Annotated in this window: 23 protein-coding genes; 9 read left to right on the top strand and 14 right to left on the bottom strand. The window is 69.0% G+C overall.

Annotation, left to right across the window (positions count from 1 at the left end; all coding sequences use genetic code 11):
- Positions 1 to 27 precede the first annotated feature (27 nt).
- Both FPZ12_RS06615 and FPZ12_RS06610 read left to right on the top strand, forming a co-directional pair.
- Positions 28 to 309, top strand: coding sequence for a hypothetical protein (locus FPZ12_RS06615; RefSeq protein ID WP_144746553.1), 282 nt, complete (start codon positions 28 to 30; stop codon positions 307 to 309).
- The gene (locus FPZ12_RS06610) at positions 306 to 941 is read left to right on the top strand and encodes a phosphoribosyltransferase (protein WP_144746551.1); all 636 of its coding nucleotides are present in this window, start codon (positions 306 to 308) and stop codon (positions 939 to 941) included. The genes FPZ12_RS06615 and FPZ12_RS06610 overlap by 4 nt, the downstream gene beginning before the upstream one ends.
- On the opposite strand, the gene FPZ12_RS06605 is transcribed toward FPZ12_RS06610, so the two are convergent.
- Positions 925 to 1,605, bottom strand: a complete 681-nt coding sequence (locus FPZ12_RS06605) for a TetR/AcrR family transcriptional regulator (protein WP_144746549.1) — start codon at positions 1,603 to 1,605, stop codon at positions 925 to 927. The two genes, FPZ12_RS06610 and FPZ12_RS06605, sit on opposite strands and share 17 nt — an antisense overlap.
- A gap of 127 nt (positions 1,606 to 1,732) precedes the next feature.
- Here FPZ12_RS06605 and FPZ12_RS06600 point away from each other — a divergent pair, with 127 nt between their 5' ends.
- Complete coding sequence (locus tag FPZ12_RS06600) at positions 1,733 to 2,176, top strand: nitroreductase family deazaflavin-dependent oxidoreductase (protein ID WP_144746548.1); 444 nt, start codon at positions 1,733 to 1,735, stop codon at positions 2,174 to 2,176.
- Here the strand turns inward: FPZ12_RS06600 and FPZ12_RS06595 are convergent.
- The 6 genes from FPZ12_RS06595 to FPZ12_RS06580 form a co-directional block, all read right to left on the bottom strand.
- Positions 2,166 to 3,002 (bottom strand): alpha/beta fold hydrolase, encoded by an 837-nt coding sequence (locus FPZ12_RS06595; protein ID WP_144746546.1) that lies wholly within the window; start codon positions 3,000 to 3,002, stop codon positions 2,166 to 2,168. The two genes, FPZ12_RS06600 and FPZ12_RS06595, sit on opposite strands and share 11 nt — an antisense overlap.
- A gap of 21 nt (positions 3,003 to 3,023) precedes the next feature.
- A complete protein-coding gene (locus FPZ12_RS45490) occupies positions 3,024 to 3,182 on the bottom strand; it encodes a hypothetical protein (protein ID WP_166462602.1) in 159 nt (52 codons plus the stop codon).
- On the bottom strand, positions 3,179 to 4,042 hold the full coding sequence (locus tag FPZ12_RS46300) for a cupredoxin domain-containing protein (protein ID WP_243769702.1): 864 nt from the start codon (positions 4,040 to 4,042) through the stop codon (positions 3,179 to 3,181). The genes FPZ12_RS45490 and FPZ12_RS46300 overlap by 4 nt, the downstream gene beginning before the upstream one ends.
- Entirely contained in the window at positions 4,006 to 4,533 is a 528-nt protein-coding gene (locus FPZ12_RS46295; protein ID WP_243769701.1) for a multicopper oxidase domain-containing protein, read from the bottom strand. The genes FPZ12_RS46300 and FPZ12_RS46295 overlap by 37 nt, the downstream gene beginning before the upstream one ends.
- Before the next feature lie 44 nt (positions 4,534 to 4,577).
- Positions 4,578 to 5,267 carry a DUF998 domain-containing protein gene (locus FPZ12_RS06585; protein WP_144746543.1) on the bottom strand — a complete coding sequence of 230 codons (690 nt, stop codon included), beginning with the start codon at positions 5,265 to 5,267 and terminating at the stop codon, positions 4,578 to 4,580.
- A gap of 70 nt (positions 5,268 to 5,337) precedes the next feature.
- Complete coding sequence (locus tag FPZ12_RS06580) at positions 5,338 to 6,087, bottom strand: PP2C family serine/threonine-protein phosphatase (protein ID WP_144746542.1); 750 nt, start codon at positions 6,085 to 6,087, stop codon at positions 5,338 to 5,340.
- A gap of 61 nt (positions 6,088 to 6,148) precedes the next feature.
- Here FPZ12_RS06580 and FPZ12_RS06575 point away from each other — a divergent pair, with 61 nt between their 5' ends.
- Positions 6,149 to 6,358: an RNA polymerase sigma factor sigma-70 region 4 domain-containing protein gene (locus FPZ12_RS06575; protein ID WP_144746540.1), complete on the top strand. Its 210-nt coding sequence runs from the start codon at positions 6,149 to 6,151 to the stop codon at positions 6,356 to 6,358.
- A complete protein-coding gene (locus tag FPZ12_RS06570; RefSeq protein ID WP_144746538.1) occupies positions 6,358 to 6,882 on the top strand; it encodes a Clp protease N-terminal domain-containing protein in 525 nt (174 codons plus the stop codon). The genes FPZ12_RS06575 and FPZ12_RS06570 overlap by 1 nt, the downstream gene beginning before the upstream one ends.
- On the opposite strand, the gene yczE is transcribed toward FPZ12_RS06570, so the two are convergent.
- Positions 6,879 to 7,502, bottom strand: coding sequence for a membrane protein YczE (yczE, locus tag FPZ12_RS06565; protein WP_144746536.1), 624 nt, complete (start codon positions 7,500 to 7,502; stop codon positions 6,879 to 6,881). The genes FPZ12_RS06570 and yczE overlap by 4 nt on opposite strands.
- A gap of 60 nt (positions 7,503 to 7,562) precedes the next feature.
- Here yczE and yczR point away from each other — a divergent pair, with 60 nt between their 5' ends.
- Complete coding sequence (gene yczR, locus FPZ12_RS06560; RefSeq protein ID WP_208025772.1) at positions 7,563 to 8,972, top strand: MocR-like transcription factor YczR; 1,410 nt, start codon at positions 7,563 to 7,565, stop codon at positions 8,970 to 8,972.
- Between the two features lie 613 nt (positions 8,973 to 9,585).
- On the opposite strand, the gene FPZ12_RS45485 is transcribed toward yczR, so the two are convergent.
- A complete protein-coding gene (locus tag FPZ12_RS45485) occupies positions 9,586 to 10,428 on the bottom strand; it encodes a hypothetical protein (protein ID WP_166462601.1) in 843 nt (280 codons plus the stop codon).
- Positions 10,429 to 10,751: 323 nt separating this feature from the next.
- Between FPZ12_RS45485 and FPZ12_RS06550 the strand changes: the two genes are divergently transcribed.
- The gene (locus FPZ12_RS06550) at positions 10,752 to 11,333 is read left to right on the top strand and encodes an RNA polymerase sigma factor (RefSeq protein WP_243769700.1); all 582 of its coding nucleotides are present in this window, start codon (positions 10,752 to 10,754) and stop codon (positions 11,331 to 11,333) included.
- Here the strand turns inward: FPZ12_RS06550 and FPZ12_RS06545 are convergent.
- Positions 11,330 to 12,496 carry a pyridoxal phosphate-dependent aminotransferase gene (locus tag FPZ12_RS06545; protein ID WP_144746534.1) on the bottom strand — a complete coding sequence of 389 codons (1,167 nt, stop codon included), beginning with the start codon at positions 12,494 to 12,496 and terminating at the stop codon, positions 11,330 to 11,332. The genes FPZ12_RS06550 and FPZ12_RS06545 overlap by 4 nt on opposite strands.
- A 29-nt stretch (positions 12,497 to 12,525) precedes the next feature.
- On the opposite strand from FPZ12_RS06545, the gene FPZ12_RS06540 reads away from it, so the two are divergent.
- Positions 12,526 to 13,809, top strand: coding sequence for a DUF445 domain-containing protein (locus FPZ12_RS06540; RefSeq protein WP_144746532.1), 1,284 nt, complete (start codon positions 12,526 to 12,528; stop codon positions 13,807 to 13,809).
- Here the strand turns inward: FPZ12_RS06540 and FPZ12_RS06535 are convergent.
- The 4 genes from FPZ12_RS06535 to FPZ12_RS06520 form a co-directional block, all read right to left on the bottom strand.
- Positions 13,806 to 14,558, bottom strand: coding sequence for an SDR family NAD(P)-dependent oxidoreductase (locus FPZ12_RS06535; protein ID WP_144746530.1), 753 nt, complete (start codon positions 14,556 to 14,558; stop codon positions 13,806 to 13,808). The genes FPZ12_RS06540 and FPZ12_RS06535 overlap by 4 nt on opposite strands.
- The gene (locus FPZ12_RS06530) at positions 14,558 to 15,427 is read right to left on the bottom strand and encodes an SMP-30/gluconolactonase/LRE family protein (protein WP_144746528.1); all 870 of its coding nucleotides are present in this window, start codon (positions 15,425 to 15,427) and stop codon (positions 14,558 to 14,560) included. The genes FPZ12_RS06535 and FPZ12_RS06530 overlap by 1 nt, the downstream gene beginning before the upstream one ends.
- Before the next feature lie 206 nt (positions 15,428 to 15,633).
- Positions 15,634 to 16,026, bottom strand: a complete 393-nt coding sequence (locus tag FPZ12_RS06525; protein ID WP_243769699.1) for a PASTA domain-containing protein — start codon at positions 16,024 to 16,026, stop codon at positions 15,634 to 15,636.
- A gap of 15 nt (positions 16,027 to 16,041) precedes the next feature.
- Entirely contained in the window at positions 16,042 to 16,503 is a 462-nt protein-coding gene (locus FPZ12_RS06520; protein WP_243769715.1) for a CGNR zinc finger domain-containing protein, read from the bottom strand.
- A gap of 99 nt (positions 16,504 to 16,602) precedes the next feature.
- Between FPZ12_RS06520 and FPZ12_RS06515 the strand changes: the two genes are divergently transcribed.
- Positions 16,603 to 16,968, top strand: a complete 366-nt coding sequence (locus FPZ12_RS06515; protein ID WP_144746524.1) for a VOC family protein — start codon at positions 16,603 to 16,605, stop codon at positions 16,966 to 16,968.
- The last annotated feature ends 7 nt before the right edge of the window (positions 16,969 to 16,975 follow it).

The raw sequence follows: 16,975 nt of genomic DNA, 5'->3' as shown, positions 1-16,975 counted from the left end.
AAACCCGGCGCGGGGTAGCCGATTCGCATGACTTTGCGAGAGCTGCCGACTACGCGCGCGGAACATGATGCCGAGACGGTCCTGCCCACCGGGCGGGACGCCGAAGCCGTCCGGGCCAACACCACCCGGCTCGCGCTCGCCCTCGTCGCCGCCGTGCTGTGTCTTGGCCTCGGTGCCCTGTTCGGCATGTTCGACCAGTGGGTGGCCACCGGTTTCCTGTCCATCGTCGCGGTCGCGTGCCTGTTCGACTTCATCCTGGTGGTGCGCGGTTTCGCGCTCGGCAAGACGGGGATACGCCGCCGGTCATGACCACGTTCCGCGATCGCCGCGCCGCCGGGTTCAGCCTTGGCGAGCAGCTGCGGCAGCGCGATTGGCACGCGCCGCTCGTGCTCGGGATAGCACGCGGTGGAGTCGTCGTCGCGGAAGCCGTCGCGGAGGTCCTGGACGCGCCCCTGGACGTCGTCGTGGCGCGGAAGATCGGTGCGCCGGGGCATCCCGAGTTCGGGCTGGGTGCGGTGACTTCATCCGGTGAAACCGTGTACGTCGAACAATCTTTGCGCTCGCTCGGCCTGGCGCCCGGGGAGCTGGACGAGACTCGGTCGGCGGAGCAAGCCGAGGCGGGGCGGCGTGAATCGGCCTATCTTCCTGCCCGGCAACGGGTTCCGCGCGAGGGGCGGGACGTGCTGCTGATCGACGACGGTCTCGCGACCGGCGTGACAGCCTGTGCCGCGGCGCGCACTGTCCGGCGTGAAAACCCGCGCAGCCTGGTGTTCGCCGTACCGGTCGGCGCGCCGGATGCCGTGGAGCGCATGGCGGAAGAGGTCGACGACGTCGTTTCGCTCGCGCAGCCACCGGACTTCCGGGCCGTCGGCGAGTGGTACGCCCACTTCGGGCAGACGACGGACGACGAAGTGGTGGCCCTGCTCAGCGGATCCCGATGAACTCGGCCAGTTGCCTTGCGCTGTAAGCGAAGAACTCGTCCGCCGGGTCCATCGAGCCGACGTACTGCCCGAACAGCTCGAAACTGATCATGCCGAACAGCTGGGTCCACGCGATGGTCAGGCGGCAGGCGTCGGCGGGTTCGAGTTCGGTCTCCAGTGCCGTGGCGAGCGCGCTCGCCTGCCGGCTGAGCGCGGGAGACGGTGGCGTGCCGTCGAAAGCGGGCTTCAGCTCCGCGGACGCCACCACGCGCACGAGCGCGAGTGCGACACGTGACGCCGGGGCCGTCGTGTCCTGCGGAGCCTGGTAACCGGGGATCGGCGAGCCGTAGATCAACGCGTACTCGTGCGGATGTGCCTTCGCCCAGGCGCGGGTGGCGTCCCAGATGGCGCACCAGCGCTCGATCGGCGGCAGGGTCTCGTCCTCGGCGGCTTCCGCGGCTTCGCCGATCGCGTTGTACGCGTCGATGATCAACGCGGTGAGCAGGTGGTCACGGCTCGGGAAGTACCGGTAGAGCGCGGACGAGACCATGCCCAGCTCACGGGCCACCGCACGCAGGGACAGCGCGTCGGCGCCGACTTCCCCGCATTGGCGCCTGGCCGCGTTCTTGATCTCCATGGTCAGTTCGGCCCGGGCGCGGTCCCGGGCGGTCCGGCTGGCGTTCATGCGACCAGTGTGCCAGTTGGGAGAGCGACGAACAAATTCGAGAGCACCGCTCTTGACAGTGGACCTGGGGCGGTGTTCACTGATCTCAACAGAGAGCACCGCTCTCGCAAGCCGAAGGAGAGATCCGATGACCGAGACCGCGAAGATCGACCGGGGCAAGGCCGAGCAGTACCTGCACAACACCGTGCGCTGGCTGACCGCGCACGGGGTGAGCCTGCTGGGCAGCCGGGTGCTCTACGTCCGCGGCCGCAAAAGCGGGGAACTGCGGTCGGTCCCGGTCAACCTGCTGACCTTCGAAGGCGAGCGCTACCTCATCGCCCCGCGCGGCGAGACGCAGTGGGTGAAGAACCTGCGTGCCGCCGGCGGGGGAGAGCTGCGGGTGGGCCGCCGGCGCGAGACCTTCCACGCGATGGAGTTGTCCGACGACGACAAGCCCGCGCTGCTGCGCGCCTACCTCAGGCGCTGGAAGTTCGAGGTCGGCATGTTCTTCAACGGGGTGGACGCGAAGGCGCCCGAGGAAAAGCTCCGCGAGATCGCCCCGCGCCACCCCGCGTTCCGGATCACCGACTGAGGAACTGCCGCAGGTGGCCGAGCACCGGCCCAGGCTGCTCCTCCGGCAGGAAATGCCCGCATTCGGCGATTTCGTGGCCCTCGACGTTTTCCGCGTAGTCGCGCCAGATGTCGAGCGTGGGCAGCTTCCCGAGCAGTCCCGCCTGACCCCACAAGGCGAGTACCGGCATCGCCAGCTTCCGCCCCGCGTCGGCGTCGTCCTGTTCGGCGTCGGCGGGGAAGGACGCGCGGTAGTCGTCGAAACCGGCGCGGAGCGCGCCTGGCGCGGAGAACGCGCGGATGTACTCGTCCGCGTTGTCCAGCCCGTGGCGCTGGTAGGTCCAGCGCTCGAAGAAGTAGTTGAGGTAGGCGGCGACGTTCTGGCCGGCCAGCAGTTCCGGCAGATCCGGCTGGAGGTGGAAGAGCCAGTGCCAGTAGCCGCGCCCGACCTCGGCGTCCATCCGTTTCCACATCTCCCTGGTGGGGATGATGTCCAGCACCGCGAGCCGCCGCACCTCCTCGGGCCGGTCGAGCGCCCAGCGGTGCGCCACCCTGGCCCCGCGGTCGTGGCCGATCACGGTGACCTGCTCGAAACCCAGTCCCCGCACCAGTTCCGAGATGTCCGCGGCCATCGTCCGCTTGTCGTAGCCGCCGACCGGTTTGTCCGTGCGCCCGTACCCGCGCAGATCCGGGGCCAGCACGGTGTGTTCGGTCGCGAGCTCGTCGGCGATCTTGTGCCAGCACGCCGAGGTCTGCGGCCAGCCGTGCAGGAGCACTACCGGCGAGCCCTCCCCGGCCCGCCGGTAGTGCATGCGGATCCCGTTGGCCGTCGCCATGAATGAGTCCATGCCGACTTCATACCCCCGAGATCAGTGTTCGTGGTGTCCGTTGCCCGGATGCAGGTGGAATTTCGCGACCTCGGGCGGGTGCACGACGAACGGCCGCATCATGTCCTCGTCCTCGTACTTCTCGATCGGCCGCCCGTCCGGTGGCGCGGGCAGCGGGGCCGTGGTGCCGCCGACGGTCACGTCGAAACCCTGGACGTTGCCCTGCGCGTCCTGCGGGAACCGCCGAGATGGACCAGGTTCCACACCGCCCACCGGCCGTGGTCGATGAAGAACGTGGTGGTGTCGTCGAACAGCTGGGCCACCTTTTGGAACGTGCGCACCGCGCCGCTCGACGGGTCGGTGAGCTGGATGATCCCGGCCGCGGGCAGCGTGGCGGGCGGCTCGTCCAGCTCCTGCAGCTCCCACATCTGCGGATGCGCTTCGCCCGCGGTGCCCGGCGGCACGAGGCCGACGAACACATGGTCGTGGTCCTCCGGCACGGTCGTGCCGTGCACGAGCCGCACGTACGTGCTGGACAGTTTTTCGGGCAGGACAAAGGAATCGTGCCGATGACCGTCCTCGACCCGGAACTGCATCAGGTCCGGTTCGGTCGGGCCGGTGACGCTCGTGTCGGTCAGTTTCAGGGACTGGCCGGGGAACTTGCTGAAATCGACCAGCAGGTCGGCCCGCTCCGCCGGGGCCAGTGTCAGCCCGGCCGCGGGCAGTTCCGCCGGCGCGGGCAGCAGGCCGCCGTCGGTGCCGATGATCCGCACCGCGTCGTTGTGCGCCACACCCGCGTCGTCGACAAGGTTCAGCCGGTAGAACCGGGAGTTGCACGCGTTGAGCACACGGAAGCGATACCACCGCGGTTCCACGTCGAGATACGGCCAGATCGTGCCGTTGACGAGGTTGAACGGGCCGGTGAACGGGATCGGCGCCCCGCTCGGCGCGACCGGGATCTTGAACAGCAGCTGACCGGTGAGCGCGCCGGTGGCGTCGGTGTCGAGGTTCCGGTCGGTCAGCATCAGCGGGATTTCGCGGTTGCCGTGCGGCAGGTACATTCCGGCCAGTCCGGTGTGTACCAGAGGGTGGTGGCCTCCTGGCCGTTCGGATACTCGGTGAGCTGCGAAAGCCCCTCCAGTACGGGCAGCTCGGCGACGCCGTCGATGATTTCGAAGCCGGGCAACAGGTTTCCGTCCGCGTCGCGGTAGCCGCCGGGCACGTTGCCCGGCGCCTGCGCGATCGGGCCCTGGACGGCGACGAGCGGCATCCTGCCCTCGATCTCGTTGGCCCAGTTCACCCGGAGCCGCTTGCCGCCGCGCACTTCGATCGTCGGACCGGGGAACTGCCCGTCGTAGGCCCACACCTCGGTTTCCGGCAGCTGCGAATGCAGCCGGACCCTGGTGCGGCGCATGGTGACGGTCAGATCTTCCTGCTTCCACCACAGGTGCGGCCGCAGCACCGGCGGCACCCGCAGCGGGTCGAGGAACTTGGTGAGCCCGAAGTTCGGTGCGGTGATCCCGGTCTGTGGTGCGGTGATGACCTCGGTCATCGGGTCCTCCCTCGTTTTCCGCGCAGGGGAGGGCCCGGCGCGATTCAGCGCAAGACGATTCCCCCGCCCCCAGCAGGCCGGTCCGCGTGGATTCCGGCCTTGTCGACTAAAGAGGCGGTGGCACGTTGCTGGATACACGCCTGCGCGACCAGCACGAGAATTCCGCACAGCAGCACGAGATCCGCGACGAGCGCGGTCCGCTGGACGAGGCCGACCGGGATCAGCCAGGGCAGCGCGTAGCCGACGCCGAAGAGTCCCAGCGCCGCCGCCGAGAGCCCGGTCAGCCTGCCGAGCCAGGTTCGCGCGACGCCGGAAAACCGGTCCAGCAAAGTGAAACCGACCGCGGGCAGGCTCAGGAATGCCGCCAGACAGGAGTACAGGTGGATCTCACCGCTGAGCGGATGCGGGTGATCCGGATAGCTGGCCGGGAAAAGCGCCGCGGTGGCCAACCCCGCCGACCACGTGCCCAGCAGCAGCCGCGTCAGCCCGCGGACTGCGCCCGTCACGCACAACGCGCCCAGCAACGCCAGCGATCCGACCGCGAGCGCGAGCATGCTGGCGCCGAGCATCCCGCCGTTGTCCCCGTAGGCGTAACTGGAAAGCGTGTCGGTGACCGGATTCCGCCCGCTCACGAGATGCAGGATCAAACAGGTGAAGCAGGCCCAGGCGAGTGCCGCCGCCGCGGTGATCAGCCAAGGCCTGGCTCTTTCCCCCGGTTCGGTTGTGGTCCCCATGCCGAACAGCCTGTCGTGTCCGGCGCGCCCGGTGATCCGGAGAAGTCCCGGATCTTTCCCTGAGACGGCACTAGGGGAACTCGATCAACACCAGGGCTTGGTCGTCGTGGCGTTTGGCGCGCCGCCACTTCGCGCCGTCGGGGTCGGCCCGTTCGGCGGCTCGCACCGCTTCGAGGACCGCCTCTGCTCCTTGCGTGCGAACGAGTTCCAGCACGCGCTGCCAGTCGAAGAGGCCGTAGTCGTCAACGCCGGCGGAGACGCCGTCGGTGGCGAGCAGTACCGCGTCCACGTCGGTCCACGTGCGACAGTACGACTGGTACGCGGCAAGAGGATCCGCCTCGGCCACCCAGAAACCGACGTTCCGCTGCGCCCGCACATCCGCGCCGGTTACGAGCTTTCCCTGACGGCGCAAGGAAACCAGCCGGTCGTCGGCGAGTAGATCGCACCCGTTCCGTCCAAACGCGACGATCGGGCTGTCGGCGAGTACCAGGCCGTCGACCCGGTTTCCCAGCCAGCGCACCATCGCCACGGTGCTCGACGGCGACGCGCCCGGCTGAAGCCCGTGCGTCTCGGCGACGGCGGAGATCGCGTCGGCGAGGATGCGGGGCAGTTCGCCTTCGGGGCGGGCGCGCAGTTCGTCGGTCAGCTGCTTCGTGAGCACGCCCGCGTACCACCCGCCGGACAACGTGTCCGACCGCAGCGCGGTGGCGCCGTCCAGTACGACGACGGCGTTTTCCAGCACCACCACGTGATCCTCACTCGGGCGCGGTCTGCCGTCGGTGCCGACGCCCGCCTGTTCGGCGACCTTGATCGTGGGCATTCTCCGACCCTACGTGTCAACCGATGTTGACAGCACGGGGATGTCAACGTAGGTTGACGTCATGACTGAGGCAACCGATCTGGCCGCCCGCGCCGGCGACCGTGATCCCCGGGTGGGGCTGCGGGCCGTCGCCGCGCTGCGCCGGCTGCTGGAACAGCTGGAATCCGTGCAGGTCCGCAGCGCGCGCATGCACGGCTGGTCGTGGCAGGACATCGCGGCCGAGCTCGGGGTGAGCAGGCAAGCGGTGCACAAGAAGTACGGGAGGAACTGATGTTCGAGAGGTTCACGAAGGACGCCCGCGCCGTCGTCACCGAGGCGCACCACAGCGCCGTGCGACAGCACGCGGCCAAGGTCGACACGCTGCACGTACTCGCCGCGCTCGTGGCCACGCCGGAAAGCCGCGCGGTGCGCCTTCTCGGCACGCTGAACGTGCCCACCGCCGAAGTCGGCGACGAGATCGAGCGCGTCCGCAGACGCGGCGGGATCACCGAGGCCGACGCGCAGGCCCTCGGTGAGCTGGGCATCGACGTCGACCGGATCATCGAGAGCGTCGAGCAGACGCACGGCCGCGGCGCGCTCGCCGGTCGCTGGTCCGGGCCGAAGGGCCACCTGCCGTTCGCGGAGGACTCGAAGAAAACCCTCGAGCTGTGCCTGAAAGAGGTGATCAGGACGGGCGGCAAGGAACTCGGCTCCGAACACATCCTGATCGCGCTCACCTTGCAGCGCGGCCCCGCCGCCGACGTGCTCGCGCATTTCGACGTCGACGCCGACAAGCTCCGGGAAGCGCTTTCCTAACTCCGGGCGCGGTAAACGAGCAGCGGCAGGAAAGCCTGCGCGAGTGGCCCGATGGACAACGCGTACAACACGGTTCCCACGCCGACGGTCCCGCCGAGCAGCCAGCCCACCGCGAGTACGACGAGTTCGATGCCGGTGCGCACGAGCCGGACCGAACCCCCGGTTCGCGCCGCAAGCCCGGTCATCAGGCCATCCCGTGGGCCGGGGCCGAGCCGGGTGCCGACGTAGGCCGCGGTGGCCAGCCCGTTGAACACGATCCCACCCACCAGCAGCAGGATCTGCCAGATCAGCTCGTGTTGAGGCGGGAGCACGGCACGGCCGAGGTCGACGGTCACGGACACCACGATGACGTTGAGCACCGTGCCGATCCCCGGCTTCTGCCGCAGCGGAATCCACAGCAGCAGCACGCCGACGGAAGCGATCGCGACCACCGTGCCGAAGGTCAGCGAAGTGCGCTTCATGATCCCTTCGTGCAGCACGTCCCACGGGTCGAGGCCGAGCCCGGCCCTGGTCATCATCGCCATGCTGAACCCGTAGAGGGCGAGCCCGAGCAGGAGCTGGGGCAGCCGCCGGGCCGGGCTGACCGCCACGCTCACCGGGCGGAGATCAAGTGAAGCCACATGGGGAGCCTGCCCGGGATTGGCCTGATTTGACAGAGCCAATATGCAAGAATTGGTCTTATGAACCCCGTCGGTGGTCGCATCTCCGGAGCCCGCCTGGCCGCACTGCTCGGCACCTGGCGGCGGTCCCGCCAAGGCGCGGCCGACCTGGCAGCGGCCGTCGAACTCCAGGTGCTCGACGGGCATCTCGCGGTCGGCACTCAGCTGCCCGCGGAGCGTGAACTCGCCGACGCGCTGGGCGCCAGCCGCACGCTGATCGGGTCCGCATTGGACCGGTTGCGGGAAAGTGGCCTGGTGCAGAGTCGCCGTGGTTCCGGCTCTTGGATCACTTCACCGGCGGCCCGCGGCTTCAACCCCACGCCGTCGACCGGCGCCGACGTGATCGACTTCGTCTGCGCTTCGCCGTCCGCCGCGGTGGGGATGCACCGCGCCTTCGACGCCGCGCGGCTGCTTCTCGCCGACGAACTGGGCAGCCCCGGGTACGGCGATCGCGGCCTCCCGATCCTGCGCGAGCGCATCGCCGCCCGCTACACCGAGCGCGGCCTGCCGACGTCGCCCGCCCAGATCATGATCACCAACGGCGCGCACCACGCGTTCGTGCTCGCGCTGCGGATGCTCGCCGGGCCCGGCGACCGGGTGCTGGTCGAACAGCCGACCTACGCCAACGCGCTGGAGGCGATCCGCGCCGCGCACGCGTTGCCGGTCCCCGTCGCCCTCGGCCGGGACGGCTGGGATCTCGACGGCATCGAGGCCGCGCTCCGGCAGGCCGGGCCGCGGCTGGCGTACCTGATCGTCGACTTCCACAACCCGACCGGACTGCGGCTGGACGACGAAGGCCGCGAACGTCTCGCCGCGCTGCTGACCAAGTCCCGCACGCCGGCTGTGATCGACGAAACCTTGGTGGAGCTGGACATCGACGGCGGCCCGGCGCCACGCCCGTTCTCCGCGGGCGACTGGTCGATCCTCGTCGGGACCTCGTCGAAGGCGTATTGGGGCGGGTTGCGGATCGGCTGGATCCGGGCCTCGGAGGAACTGCTCGCCCGCCTCTCGTCCGCGCGGTTCGGGCTCGACCTCGGGTCCCCGGTGTTCGAACAGCTCGTGCTGGCCGAACTCCTCGCCGATCCCGAGCCGCTCGCCCGTCGCCGTGAAGAGGTTCGGGTGCAACGCGACGTGCTCGCCGAGGCCGTGCGCGAGCACTGTCCTGAATGGACGTTCCGGCTGCCGTCCGGCGGGTTCTGGCTGTGGTGCTCGTTGCCGGAGCGGATGAGCACGCGGCTCGCGGTGGCGGCGGCCGCGCACGGGGTGCAGGTCGCGCCGGGCTCGCGGTTCGGGGCGCAAGGGGGATTGGAGCGGTGGATCAGGCTGCCGTTCTCCCAGCCGCCGGACCGCCTGCAAGAGGCGATGCGCCGATTGGCCCTGGCCGAATCCGCCGTCCGGGGGCAACCTCTCGGGGAGATTCCCGTTCGCTGATGAATGTCCCGGTCGCCGGATGGCTGCGTCAGAATCCAGATCGTCGAAAAATGTCCCAGTCGCCGGATGGCTGCATCACATCCCTGCGCCCTGAAAAATGTCTCAGTCGCCGGGTGGCTGCATCAGAATCCAGATCCCGAAAAATTATTCCGCCGAATGGCTCACGCGGAGCTGCTGTTCGGGCTAATCTGGCCGCCGAAACGGGAACAGCCGGTGCGCCGAACGAGGACCGCCAGTCCCAGGGAAGAGCTGAAGCGGTTCTGACTCGCTCGGCGCACCGGCTGCGGCGCCCCGCCCGGACAACCGGGCGGGGGTGCCACGGGCTTGCGGCCGGCACCGCCCCTCGACGTGCCGGCCGCGCGCCCGCGGCTAGGCGCGCGCCGGGAGGTTGTTCCTGCTCGGCGCGGTGAGCAGGAACGCCCGGCGTGCACCCGGAGTCGGTCCCGGTGCCACCGGGGCACCGCGGAACCGGGACCGGAGCCCGAACCGGCCAGGCGCGAGAGGCCGGTCGGGAAGTGTGGTTGCGTGCATCGAAAACCCCTGCGAATACGGAGAAACGCCGCGAAGTTGATCTTGTTTTGGACGCGGTTCGCCTGTCGGACCGGGGTTGGGGTCAGTCGGGAGAGGTGGTGGGGAGCGCCGCGTCGCGGCTGTTCTCCTCACAGGCGTCCCGGCGCGGAGCGCCGATGGCCGCCGGCGGTGCGGCGCCGGTGAAGGCGCCGAGGATCGCGAACGGATGCTTGCTGTGGTTGCCGCCGTCGTGGGCGGCGCTGATGCCGCAGACCTGACCGGCAGGTGCCGTCGGCGCCGGCGCGGGTGAGTTGTCGCGCGGCTGGACGCTCGCCGTCGGCTTGGGCGCGTCGGCCGTTGCCTGCTGGTGCGCCGCGGGTTGCCGCTGCTTCACGGTCTGCGGGAGCGCCGGCGTCGTCGCGGCCGGAGCCTCGGCGGCCGCCGAGGCCACGGCCGGCGCCGGAGCCGAGGCCGCGACAGCCTTTTCGGCGGTCGTGTCGGCCTTGGTCTGGACCTTCGTGGTGGAGTCGGCCGCCGAACCGGAGGCCGTGGTGGACGTACTGGCCGGCGTGCTCAGCGCCGTGGTCACCGGGGTGACGACGGCGCTGGTCGTGGTGGTGACCGCCGAGGTGACTCCCGTCGTCACCGTGTTCACGGTGCCGACCACCGAGGTCACCGTGGTGTCCAGAGTGGTCACGGTGGTGTCGACCGTGGTCTGCACCGTGTTCGTGACCGTGGAGACCGTGGTGTTCAGCAGGCCGAGCAGGCCCTGTTGCTGCGCGGCAGGTTGCGTTGTGCCGTCATTGTTCGTGGTGGCCTCGGCCGCCGATGCGGAGTAGCCGCCCAGTATCGAGCCGAGCAGCCAGCCGGTGATCGCGAATCCCAGTGCCACCAGCATTTTCGCCCACAGCGGCAAGGCGCGGTGCGCGTCGTCCGCGTCCGTCACCGCCATCACCACCGTCCGGGCCACGGTTCGAGCGCCCCTCGAACCGATACTGCTGAAGTTTCTTCAGACCAGGTTGTTGATCTCGGGAAACCGGCCTCTTTCTAGCATCGCTGGCGAGTGTTTCACCTCGAAAGGTTTCGATCCACCCCAGACGGCCGAAAAGACATACCGGCTTGCGTACATCTAACCAGAACTTGATCACTCTGGGTATCGTCTTTTCCCGTCGTGGCTCGTCCCGTGCACTGAGTAGGACTACTCAACCTGGGGCTGACCTCGTCTTTCCGGGAGCCGTCGCGCGGACCGTCGCGTCCGAACTTCGCACAGTGACCGGCTGCGAGACAGGAGACGAGGACGTGTCCGATGGCGATCCCGGTGAGTTGCTCACCCGCGCGCTCGGGGGTGACGAAGTGGCCTGGCGGTTACTCGTACGTGGGTTGTCCGCGCTCGTACTCGCGGTCGCGAAGTCCTACCGCCTCGGCGAAGCGGACGCTTTCGACGTCTGCCAGCACACGTGGCTGTCGCTGACGCAGCTGCCCGCCGGACTGCGCGACCCGGCGAAGCTGCCCGGCTGGCTCGCCACCACCGCCCGGCGGCAGGCGCTGCGCGTACTGAGTGCACGCAACCGCGAAATCCCTTGTATGGACAGAGAAGATCCCGCGGCCGTCCTTACCCCCGAATCGTCTTTGCTCCGCGCGGAACGCGACCGCGTGCTCTGGGAGGCCGTCGCGCGATTACCCGAACGGGAGCGTGAACTGGTGCGGCTGCTGTCCCGCATTCCACCCGCCAGCCACGCGGAGATCGCCGCGCACCTCGGGATTCCGCCCGGCAGCGTCGGCCCCCTTCGGCGTCGTGTGCTGAACCGGCTCCGGCGGCTGCTCGAAATCGAGGGCTACGACCACGCTTAGCGGAGCTTGTGCAGCCTGGAGACGGCTTCGTCGAGCACCTCGTCCTTCTTACAGAAAGCGAAGCGCAGCAAGTGTTTCCAGTCTTCCGGGTGGTCGGTGAACACGTTCACCGGAACGGTAGCCACGCCGATCCGCTCCGGCAGCTGCCAGGCGAGCTCGGCGGCGTCCTCGAAACCGAGCGGCCGTACGTCCGCGCACACGAAGTACGTGCCGAAGCTCGGATGCACGTCGAACCCGGCCTCGACGAGCCCCGCCGAAAGCCTGTTCCGCTTGGCCGCCAGCGAAGCGCGCAGCTCCTCGACCCACGGCAGTTCGTGATCCAGCGCGTAGGCGACCGCGGGCTGCAGCGGCCCGCCGGACACGAACGTCATGAACTGCTTCGCCGCCTTCACCGCGCCGACGAGCTCCGGCGTCGCGCAGACCCAGCCGATCTTCCAGCCGGTGCAGTTGAACGTCTTGCCCGCGCTGGAGATCGAGACCGTCCGGGCGCGCATCCCAGGGAACGTGGCCAGCGGCCGGTGCACGGCGTCGTCGAAGACGAGGTGCTCGTAGACCTCGTCGGTGATCGCGACGAGGTCGTTGCGCACGCAGAGGTCCGCGATCGCGCCCAGCTCCGCTTCGGTGAACACGGTGCCGGTCGGGTTGTGCGGCGAGTTCACCAGTATCGCCCGCGTCCGCGGGGTGACGGCCGCGCGCAGCGCGTTCACGTCGAGCACGAACGGCCCCTCGGCGCTCTCCTTGAGCGAAACGACCTTCCGCGTCGCGCCTGACATCGCGACCGCGGCCGAGTACGAGTCGTAGTAGGGCTCGATGACGATCACCTCGTCACCGGCCTCGGTGAGCGCGAGCAGGGCCGCGGTGATGGCTTCGGTAGCCCCCGCGGTGACGAGGATCTCCGTCTCCGGGTCGTACTCCAGCCCGTAACGCTGCCGGTGGGTGGCGATCGCGGCGCGCAGCTCGGGGCGGCCGGGGCCCGGCGGGTACTGGTTCGCGCCGCCGAACAGGGCGTCCTTGGCCGCGCCGAGCATGCCGGCCGGGCCGTCGGTGTCCGGGAAGCCCTGTCCCAGGTTGATCGCTCCGGTGCGGACGGCGAGTGCCGTCATCTCGGCGAAGATGGTCGAGGTGAACGGCCGTAGCCGGGGGACGAGAGCTGGTGCACGCATAATCCCCGATCCTCACGGACAATGGCGGTGTGGAGCAACTGACCCCTGCCGATCCGCCGGGTGGCCTCGCCAACGAGGAGGTCAAGCGGCGCGGTCTGCGCAAGATGAAGCTGGTCGCGCTGGCCTTCCTGCTGGGCGCGACGGTCGTGTTCGTCCTCACCAGCTGGGCGCAGGCCGCCGGCTGGTCCGGCTGGGTGGGCTACGTGCGCGCCGCGGCCGAGGCCGGCATGGTCGGCGCGCTGGCCGACTGGTTCGCGGTGACCGCCCTGTTCCGGCATCCGATGCGGATACCGATCCCGCACACGGCGATCATCCCGAACAAGAAGGACGCGCTGGGCAACAGCCTCGGCGACTTCGTCGGCGCGAACTTCCTGTCCGAGCAGGTGGTGCGGGACAAGCTGAGCCGGGCGGGGATCGCCAGGCGGCTCGGGGAGTGGCTCGCTTCGCCGGACAACGCGGAGCGCGTGACGTCCGAGCTGGCCACCGTGGTCCGTGGCGCGGTGAAGGTGCTGCGCGACGAAGACGTGCAGGCGGTGCTGGAGCAGGCCGTGGTGCGCCGGGTGGTCGAGAAGCCGTGGGGGCCGCCGCTGGGGAAGCTGTTGGAGCAGGTGTTCACCGACGGGGCGCACTACAAGCTGGTGGACCTGATGTGCGACAGGTCGTACGAATGGGTGCGCGACAACCACGACACGGTGCTGCGCGTGGTGTCCGACCGCGCGCCGAGCTGGTCGCCGAAGTTCGTGGACGCGATGCTGGCGGACAAGGTGTACGGCGAGGTGCTCTCGTTCGCCTGGTCGGTGAAGACCGACGTCAACCACCCGATGCGGCTGGCGCTGGACAAGTTCCTCAACGAGTTCGCGCAGGACCTGCAGAAGGACCCGGACACGATGGCCCGGGCGGAACAGGTCAAGCAGCAGATCCTCGACCACCCCGACGTGCAGAAGCTGATCGGCTCGGCGTGGACCACGGCCAAGGGGATGCTGCTGACCGCGGCCGAGGACCCGTCCAGCGAACTGCGCCTGCGGGTGCGCCAGGGCCTCACGCGCCTCGGCGAGCGGCTGGTCACCGAGGAGGAGCTGCGGTCCAAAGTGGATGGCTGGATCGAGGGCGCCGCGGCCTACCTGGTCACGCACTACTCGCGCGAGATCACCACGATCATCACCGACACCGTCGAACGCTGGGACGCCGAGGAGACCTCGCGGAAGATCGAGCTCCAGGTCGGCCGGGACCTGCAGTTCATCCGCATCAACGGCACCGTCGTCGGCGCGCTCGCCGGGCTGGTGATCTACACGATCGCGGAGCTGCTTTTCTAGAGAAGCACCCAGCCGCCGTCCACGCACAGCGTCTGCCCGGTCATGAACGCGCTGTCCGGCCCGACGAGGAAGCCGATCGTGCCCGCCACGTCCACGGCGAGGCCGCGGCGCTGCAGGAACTGCTGGGAAAGCGCTTCCCGCCGGACGGCTTCCTGATCGGGGAAGTTCTCCAGTTCCTCCTCGGTCTGGATGGCGCCCGGCAGCACGGCGTTCACCCTGACCCCGCGCGGGCCGAGCTCCTTGGCGAGTGACCGCGTGAACCCGAGCAGCCCGGCTTTCGTTGTGGCGTAATGCAATGACTGGGGCGCGCCGAGCTTCGCCAGCACACTGCTGATGACGACCACGGTGCCGTCGTCCGGCCCTCGGCCCTCGCCGAAAGCCCGGCGCGAACAGACGAACGCGCCCCGCAGGTTCACCGCGGAAACGTTGTCCCAGGCCGATTCCGTGATCGTGTCCCACGCCTGCCGCCCGGTGATCGCCGCGTTGAGCACGAGCGCGCTGACCGGGCCGAGCTGTTCCTCGCAGGTTGTGAACATCTTGTGCACAGCCTGCGAATCCGTGATGTCGGCCGGTACGACGATGGCTTCGCCGCCGGCGTTCTGGATGTCGTCGGCGAGCTGTTTCGCTTGGGTGATCAGGGTTTCGTCGGGATAGCTGTTGATGGCGACGGCGAACCCGTCGTCGGCGAGGCGTCGTGCGGCGGCCGCGCCGATCCCGCGCGAAGCACCGGTTACCAATGCGACCTTCATCAGGCACCTCCGGAGAAACAAGGGGAAAGCCGGCCGCGCGCGGGAACTTCCGCGGCGTAGAGCAACCCGCCGCCCGGCGGGGATTCGTGATCGGCGGTGGTGATGTAGAGCGTGGTCAGCTCGCTGCCGCCGAACGCGCAGCTGGTCGTGCAAGGTGTGGGCACATCGACGACCGCCGTCGTCTCACCGCTGACCGGGTCGAGCCGCCAGACCTGCCCGGCACCCCAGACGGCGAGCCAGATCCCGCCCTGTTCGTCCACCGTCAGCCCGTCCGGCAGACCGGCTTCCGCTGGCAGCCGGCGCAGTAGGCGGGCGTCGCCCAGCTCGCCGGTTTCCGGGCTGTACGCCCAGGCTTTGGCCGTGCCCTCGGCGCTGTCGACGTGGTAGAGCACGGAGCCGTCAGGGGACCAGTCGATCCCGTTCGACATCGAGACCTGCTCGATCTGGGCGGTGGCTCCCGAGTCGTCGAGCCGGTACAACGCCCCGCGGGCGCTGCCGTCGCGGACGGCGGAACCGGCCCAGCAACGGCCCTGTGGATCGATCGCGCCGTCGTTCATCGACACCGGCGCGCTGACGACGTGGGCGAATTCGTGTACTTCGCCGGAGACCGGGTCGAGCAACCCGAACCCGGTGGCGGTCACCGCGAGCAACCGGCCGCTTGGCCCGCGTTCCACGGCCGTCACCCTTGTGGACAGATCGACCGCACGGTGCTCGCCCGTGCGGTTCAGCGTGTGCAGTTTCCGCTGCGGGATGTCGAGCCAGCGCAATCCGGTGGCCGGGTCCCAGAGCGGGGATTCGCCCAGCTCGGCCACCACGTCGAGTACTGGTTCGGCCTTCACGACGATTTCGCCGACAGAGAGTCCGCCCATATCACCTGGATCCCCGCGTTACCGTGGTCGGTTTTCTCAGTGAAATCCTCGTTTCAGGCTAACAGAGCGGCGAGTAATCCACACCGGCGAAAATCAACCCCTCGGCTGTGAATTTCTCCGGTCGGTCCGACCTGCGAAAACCGGAGTTATCCACAGAAGAGGGGGTTATCCACAGCACCGTCTGTGGGTAACTCGTTCGAGCTTGATCACCTGTCGGTGTACTTCACGGCGGTCAACGTGATCACGGTGTCCGGCGGCACCCGGCTGCCCGCGGGCGGATCCTGGGCGACCTGCACCCAGTTGCGGTCCACCACCAGCGCGCGGCCGAGGCCCTTACCGTCCACTTCGCGCAGGTTGAACAGCCCGGCGGCCTGCATCGTGTCCTGTGCCTGTTGATGGTTCATGCCGGACACGTCGGGGACAGTGATCAGTTCGTCGGTTGTGGAAGAGGCGGCCGTCGCTGCTGCGGTCGGCGTTGTGGATGCCGCGGCCGTAGTGGCGGGTGCCGGATTGCCCGCGGTCCCGCATCCGGTGACGCTGAGCCCGAGGCCGCCGAACGCGACCACGCCGAGCAACATTCTGCTGAGAACGGCACGCACTTTTCCTCCCGATGTCTACTGGCCCGCCGATCGCTCCCGCCAGGCGCGGGCTTTTTCGCGGTTGCCGCAGACCCGCATCGAGCACCAGGTCCGTGAGCGGTTCCGTGACTGGTCGTAGAACGCCCACCGGCAGTCGTCGGCGGGGCAGATCTTCAGCCGGGGCCACTCGCCGAGCACGGTGAGCCGGGCGGCTGCCGCGAGCACCTCGGCGACGGCGCTCGTCGCGACCAGTTCGGCCCCGGCCGGCCCCAATTCGAGTCGCGCGGGTGACGTGAAGGGGGCGGTGTTCGCCGGGGGATCGCCGACAGCGACGCGAAGGGCCGCCCGCGCCGAGCGCGCCGCGGGTAAAGGGTCGGGGACCAAGGAGCGTGCCGCCGTCCATTGGTGCCAGCTCGCCTCGTTGTCGAGCGTGTCGGTTTCGTGCTCCACATCGAGGGTGTTGAGGAATTCGACCATCAACTTCGCGTCTGTGGACAGGTTCGACACGTAACCAGCATAGGTCTTACAGCGGTTGCAGCCAGTTCGCGTAACCCTCATACTCGGGTCGCTGGTTATCTCCCTGGAAGGAGTTCTCTCATGACCGCTGTCCCCACGTTCCGCTGTGTGGCGCTCGACTGCCCGGATCCGCGGCGTCTGGCCGAGTTCTATGCCGCCCTGCTCGACTGGCCCGAGCCGGAATCAGAAGAGGGCGGGGAATGGGTGACGGTCACCGGACCGAACGGCGTGCAGCTCGCCTTTCAGCGGGTCGCGAACTACCGGGCGCCGGAATGGCCTGGTCAGGACGTTCCGCAGCAGCTTCACCTCGATCTCGCGGTCGCTGACCTGGATGCCGGCGAGGAGCGCGCGGTCAAGCTCGGGGCCAAGCTGCTGGACAAAAAGCCGAGCACCTTCCGCGTCTTCGCCGATCCGATCGGGCACCCCTTCTGCCTCTGTGCCTGTTAGGGTTCGG

The sequence above is a fragment of the Amycolatopsis acidicola genome, from assembly GCF_007713735.2.
Taxonomy (GTDB): Bacteria; Actinomycetota; Actinomycetes; order Mycobacteriales; family Pseudonocardiaceae; genus Amycolatopsis_E; species Amycolatopsis_E acidicola.
Note: the sequence above shows the minus strand (reverse complement) of the source record. Positions and strands in the feature narration are given on the sequence as shown.